Origin of the sequence: Spirillospora sp. NPDC046719 (genome assembly GCF_040645715.1) — a bacterium.
In the GTDB taxonomy this organism is placed as follows: domain Bacteria; phylum Actinomycetota; class Actinomycetes; order Streptosporangiales; family Streptosporangiaceae; genus Spirillospora.
This window is the reverse complement of sequence record NZ_JBEYYT010000108.1, coordinates 1-5,276: the sequence shown is the minus strand read 5'-3', so window position 1 is coordinate 5,276 and position 5,276 is coordinate 1. Positions and strand designations below refer to the sequence as shown.

General features: G+C 69.4%; 6 protein-coding genes. All 6 read left to right on the top strand.

The genetic code is table 11. The features are described 5' to 3' along the window. On the top strand, positions 1–1,598 hold a 1,598-nt coding region (locus ABZ914_RS20020; RefSeq protein WP_500194697.1), incomplete at its 5' end, for a tetratricopeptide repeat protein. 591 nt (positions 1,599–2,189) lie between these two features. Next, positions 2,190–3,047, top strand: a complete 858-nt coding sequence (locus ABZ914_RS20015; protein WP_500194695.1) for a hypothetical protein — start codon at positions 2,190–2,192, stop codon at positions 3,045–3,047. Between the two features lie 166 nt (positions 3,048–3,213). Next, positions 3,214–3,504 (top strand): WXG100 family type VII secretion target, encoded by a 291-nt coding sequence (locus ABZ914_RS20010; RefSeq protein WP_500194692.1) that lies wholly within the window; start codon positions 3,214–3,216, stop codon positions 3,502–3,504. Continuing rightward, positions 3,489–4,136 carry a hypothetical protein gene (locus tag ABZ914_RS20005; RefSeq protein WP_500194691.1) on the top strand — a complete coding sequence of 216 codons (648 nt, stop codon included), beginning with the start codon at positions 3,489–3,491 and terminating at the stop codon, positions 4,134–4,136. The genes ABZ914_RS20010 and ABZ914_RS20005 overlap by 16 nt, the downstream gene beginning before the upstream one ends. A 33-nt stretch (positions 4,137–4,169) precedes the next feature. Then, positions 4,170–4,862, top strand: a complete 693-nt coding sequence (locus ABZ914_RS20000; RefSeq protein ID WP_500194689.1) for a PASTA domain-containing protein — start codon at positions 4,170–4,172, stop codon at positions 4,860–4,862. Continuing rightward, positions 4,859–5,236 carry a hypothetical protein gene (locus tag ABZ914_RS19995; RefSeq protein WP_500194688.1) on the top strand — a complete coding sequence of 126 codons (378 nt, stop codon included), beginning with the start codon at positions 4,859–4,861 and terminating at the stop codon, positions 5,234–5,236. Before ABZ914_RS20000 ends, ABZ914_RS19995 begins: the two co-directional genes overlap by 4 nt. Positions 5,237–5,276 lie beyond the last annotated feature (40 nt).

The window sequence follows — 5,276 nt, the reverse complement described above, 5'->3', positions numbered from 1 at the left end:
GGCTGGCGGAGGAGCCGTCCGGGCCACTGGCCGGGACGGTCGCCGACCTGTCGGAAGTCGGGGCGCGGCTGGAGGAGCTGTACTACGCCGACGCCGACGGTGAGATCGCGGTACGCGCGGCGTTCGACCTGTCGTATGCACGCCTCGCCCCGGGGCAGGCCCGGCTGTTCCGGTCGCTGGCGCTGAACCCCGGCGCCGAGTTCGGGCTCGCCGCGGCGGCGGTCCTCGCGGACTCCCCGGCCTCCGGTGTCCGCAGGATGTTGCGCCGCCTCCGCGCGGCCCATCTGATCGAGGACGGTTCGGCGGACGGCAGGTACCGCTTCCACGACCTGATGCGCGACTACGCCCGGGAAAGGCTGGCCGACGAGGACGCCGAGCCCGACCGCGTCGCCGCGCATGGCCGGCTCGCGGAGTTCTACCAGCGGACCGCCGCATCTGCCGCCCGCCGGCTCGGCGGATCCGAGGACGACCGTTTCGCCACCCGGGAGCAGGCCCTGTCCTGGTTGGACACCGAACGCGCGAACCTGCTCGCCGCCCTGTCCGAGGCCCACGAGTCGGGCCAGTGGCTCCGCACGTTCGCGCTCGCCGCCGACCTGAGCGCCTACCTGGAGTTCCGCCAGCTCGTGGACGATTCGATTGCGGCGCAGACCCGTGCGCTGGACGCGGCTGCCGGGCTGGGCCCGAGGCAGCAGGCCGTCGCCTCGGCCAACCTGGGCAACGCCTACCGCATCGGAGGGCGGTACGGTCTGGCGGAGTCGCATCTCAGGCGCGCACGCGAACTCTTGCGCGGAGTTGACCTCGTCTCAGAGGGCGATGTCCTGCACAATCTCGGCCTCGTGTACTTCCGCATGGGCAGGTACGCCAGGGCCGAATCATGCCACCGGGCCGACCTGGACATCTGCACGGCCACGCGGGACCTGCGTTGTCAGGGCCAGGCCCTGACGGCTCTCGGCGATGCCCTGCGGATGCAGCGCCGCTATGCGGAGGCCGCCAGAACCCTCGACACTGCCATCCGTCTCTTCGAACGCCTGGACGCCTCCGCCGATGCCATGCTCGCCCGCGTCAACCACGCGCTCACCTGCCTCGACTGGCGTCCCCGCGGCTCAGCGTCCTTCATCATCTGGCAGCTGTGTCGGGCGCTCAAGACGGCCGAGGAGATCGACGCACTCCCGGTCAAAGCAACGATCTTCCTCAACCTCAGCGCGGCCTATACGAGCCGCTGCGGCACCTGCCACCGGAACGCGGCGATCCACTGGGCCCTGGAGGCGGCGGCCCTTTACAGATCGCTGCGCGACCCCCGCCAGGAGGCCGCGGCCCTGCGGAACGCGGGAGTAGCACACCGCAACGCCGGGGAGACGGCCGAGGCGCACCACCATCTGCGGCAGGCACTGGCGATCCTCACGGGGCTGGGCGCGTCCAAAGAGGTCAAGGCCCTGAACGCGCTGCTGGCGAAACCGGCCCCGCTCCCCCTCCGCCATGACCAGCACTCACGCGACCAGGAAGCACGCTGGCTGACCGAATGGTGCGACGACCTGCCACACGCCGTGCTGCGCGGCGATACCGCACGGCTGTCCGAGGTTGTCTTTGCTACCCCCTAGCCAGCCGCATCCCTGCAGGAACTCGCTGACGAACTCGGACCGGAGAAACGCGTGACGTCACGCGGTGCGTGTTGCATCGCATCGACAGCCAGCCGGTCCGGGCGGGGGTCCGCCGTCCACCGGTTCGCCGAGCGCACTTGCTCAAGTTGGGTACCGGCCAGTGCGGGTGGCCGGTACCCAGGTCGCGGCCCTCGGCTGGTGTCTCGAGCCGGTCAGCCGGCGCTCGTCCAAGCGGCACGGAGGGCTGCTAGGCATGCTCTCGGCGGCGGCCAGCGTGCGAGCGGCGTGCTTGAGGTGCTTGTCTGCGGTCACGGACTCACTCGCCTCCCGGCAAGGGGCCCCACGCGCCACCGCCGTGGCGGGGATCCCGTCCCGGCGGATGTGTCCTCGTCGCCGTCCCGGCGTAGGCGGATCCGCCTTGGAGTCGGGCCGTCGCGGGGGCGGCCGGAGTCCGGCCTACGGCTGCGTCTGACGAAGGTTCCCACACGGAGCGTTGTCGCGTGAGGGGCAGCGTCACCGAACCGGATATCCCATCGTCGCGTCGAAATGGTGGCGCTGCAGCATTGCGCCGGCGGTGAGAGGAGCACGGGTGTGGGCGCGTTCGGAGCGCTGGTGTGGAGCGCGTTCGCAGTGCTGTGCTCCGCCGCCTTGGTTTACAGCTACGCGCTGTTCGTCTGGGAAGGGGCGTGGTGGCTGCTGGCCGCGCCGAGGTACCGGTGGGGTAGGGCGCTCGGGGTCCATCAAGCCGAACTGAGCGTCTCGCTGGTGTACGCCCCGCTGTTCTCCGGACTGGCTGCGGTGCTCGCGGGCCTGGGCGTGAACGTGGTCACCGATTCCGACGCCTCGACCGTAGACAGAAAGTATGGGATGGCGTTGGTGGGGCTGGCGCTGCTCGGCCTGGCCTACAGCAGCCTCACCCTGTTGAAGAACAGCAAGGGGCGGGGTCTGCCTCGGGTCCGCTATCAGATTCACCGCTACACCGACCGCGCCTACACGCCTCCGGACATCGACGCGGCCGTAGCGTGGATCAAGCGGCAGCGGCGGGCCGGACAGTACCTGGCTGATCAAGGAGCGGCACTGACGTGGCGACGTTACCGCCGGCGCCGCCGCACGCTGGTGTCGGTGACGGCATCCGCGGTATCGATCAACTTGGTCTTCGTGGTCGCCGTGGCGGTCCGCCTCATCGCCGTCGGTACCGGCCTGGCTACCCGCAGCTGGATCGTCATCGGACTGATCGCGCTTGCGCTGCCGCTGGCCTCGCTCGGCCTGGTGCTGGACTGGAGAACCCAACGCTGGTGGTTGCGCACCGTCGGCCAGGAACTCATCGAGGCAGCCGACCGGGCCCAGGCTTCGATAGCCCGCCGGTTCCCCGAACAAACGCTGCGCCGGAGGCTCGGGCAGTGGTGGCGTGACCGGCCCAGATACCGCGGACAGCGACGGACGCCGTGACCAACGCGGCCGCAGCCACGCTTCGATTATAAAAATGTTCGACGTTATCGCAGGTTGCAGGCAGCTGATGGCGGGCGTCGAGCATTGCAAGGGTTGCCGGTTACGGCCGAGACTCAATACCTTTTTCCTCACTTGTCACCTTTAGTGATGGTGGGAGTGGAGCTCGATGCAAATCGAGGCCGATTTTCAAGTGTTCGAGGACACCGAAAGAAGTTTCCGGAACGCGCTGCAAGCCCTGAACGGCGTGCTGGCGGACCTGGAACGGGACCTTAACGTCCACCTGGCCGAGTGGGACGGCCCGGCCCGGCGGGCCTACCAGGACGCCGCCGACTCCTGGCATGCCTCCGCCCGCAACCTCGCCGCCGAACTCGACCGGCTGCACCGCCACGTCGGCCTCGCGCACCGCAACTTCCGCACCGCTCATGAGGCCACCCTGCGGATGTGGACGCCGCTGTGACCGACGTCCTGATCACCCCCGCCGTGGTGCAGCAGGCCGCCACCACGTTCGCGACCGAGCAGTGGAACATCGGCAGCGCCTGGGACGCGCTGGCCGCGGCGCTGAGCGGCTGCAATGGGATGGCCGGGCACGCACCGGACAAGGCGGCGGTGGCGTTCGCCCCCCACTACACCAGTGCGGTCCAAGGTGCTTGGCGGGCGTTCCGCGCCGTGATGCGCAGTGTCGGCGGCATCTCCCTGTGCCTGGGCGCGACCGCAGGCAACTACCTCAGGGCCGATCATCACTCGACCATCAGCACCCCGCCGACCATGGGGTCGGGTGTGCTGCTCAACCCGGGGGCGCAGCCGCCGCTGCCGGCGTGGCAGCTCAGTCAGCAGGTCGGCAAACAGGTCGTCACCGACAAGACCATGGCGATGCCGCCGCCGGTTCTCGGCTCGGCCGGCTCCTCGCTCCCCCACCAGCTCGCCGAGCTGTGGCCCAGCGGCGACCCGGGCAAGCTCCGCACCGCGGCCGCGGCCTGGAACAGTGTCCACGACCGGTTGACCGCCTCCACCGGGAAACTCGGCACCGCCATCTACTCGGTCACCGAGGGCAACCACACCCGCGACGCCCGCGCCATCGACGACGTGTGAAGCAAGCTGTACGCCTCCTGCAACGACGCCACGGTGCTCCAGGCGCTCCCGGACCTGTGCAAGAACATCGCCAACGCCTGCACCAAGTACGCCGACGCCGTCGAGCACGCCCACAACAAGGCCAGATGGGAACTGGCCGGCGCCGGGGTCGTCGGCGTCGTCGTCATCGGGGCCGGCTTGTTCTTCACCCCCGAGACCGGCGGCGCGTCCGATGCTGGTGCGGCGGCCGCCGACACCGCGCTGGCGATGAGCATCCTCGGCCCGATCGCCACCGCCCTGCTCGGCGCCGTCACCTTGATCGCTGCCGGAGCCCTGGCCGAGCACGTCATCCAGGCCGCCGAGAACAGCGCCGACAAGGCGCCCAATGTCCAACCCAGCGACGCCGACACCCAGGGGCTGGAGAAGTCCCTCGAGGGCGCGGTCAAAGGCAACCGTGAGGACATCGGCGCGGCGCGGCTCCCCGACCTCAATGGGAAATCCTTGGAAGAGGCCGAGCGGGAGCTCGCTGATCAGGGATTCACCCTGCAAGGGGAAACCGCCGACGGGTACCGGCACTACACTAATCCCGACGGCAGTGAAGTGTGGATCAGACCTGATGGCGAAGTTCAACGCCTCGGTCCAAAGATCGATCCCGGTCCTAACCAGAAGAACTACCATCCGCGCTACGGCCCCGACGGTCTGCGGACGCAGCAGCATTCCACCGGAGAACGGGTGATTCGGCCATGACCTTCGACGCATTCACCAAGGTGGCGCTGGCCTGCGAGGGCTACAGCATCGAGCGGCTGTCGACGTCGCTTGCCGAGGGGGGCGACTCGGTCGATCTGCAGCTGCGGTGGGGACCGGGCCGGCCCGACGTCGTGTTGTCCTTCGCCAACGTCTACTACCTGGAGGTGGGGCGGCCGCCGGGCCCCGGTGCCGCTCCGCTCAGCGAGTTGGCCGTCACGGTGCTGGAGCCCAGCGGCGAGCCCTGGCCAGTTGGACTCAGCATCGACCTGGTGCGATCTCCGACCCTCCCGGCGTTGGTGTGGTTGCGCGCCGCCGGCCCCGTCCAGCTGAACATCGTGGCCGCCATCGCCACCGCCTACCAAGAGGTCGGCTGACCCCGAAGACCAAAGCCCGGCGGTGTTCTCCTCCAGACCC

Excerpts from the sequence above, each read along its gene's own strand:
- ABZ914_RS20010 (WP_500194692.1), top strand. The coding sequence starts at position 3,214 with ATGCAAATCGAGGCCGATTTTCAAGTGTTCGAGGACACCGAAAGAAGT.
- ABZ914_RS19995 (WP_500194688.1), top strand. The coding sequence starts at position 4,859 with ATGACCTTCGACGCATTCACCAAGGTGGCGCTGGCCTGCGAGGGCTAC.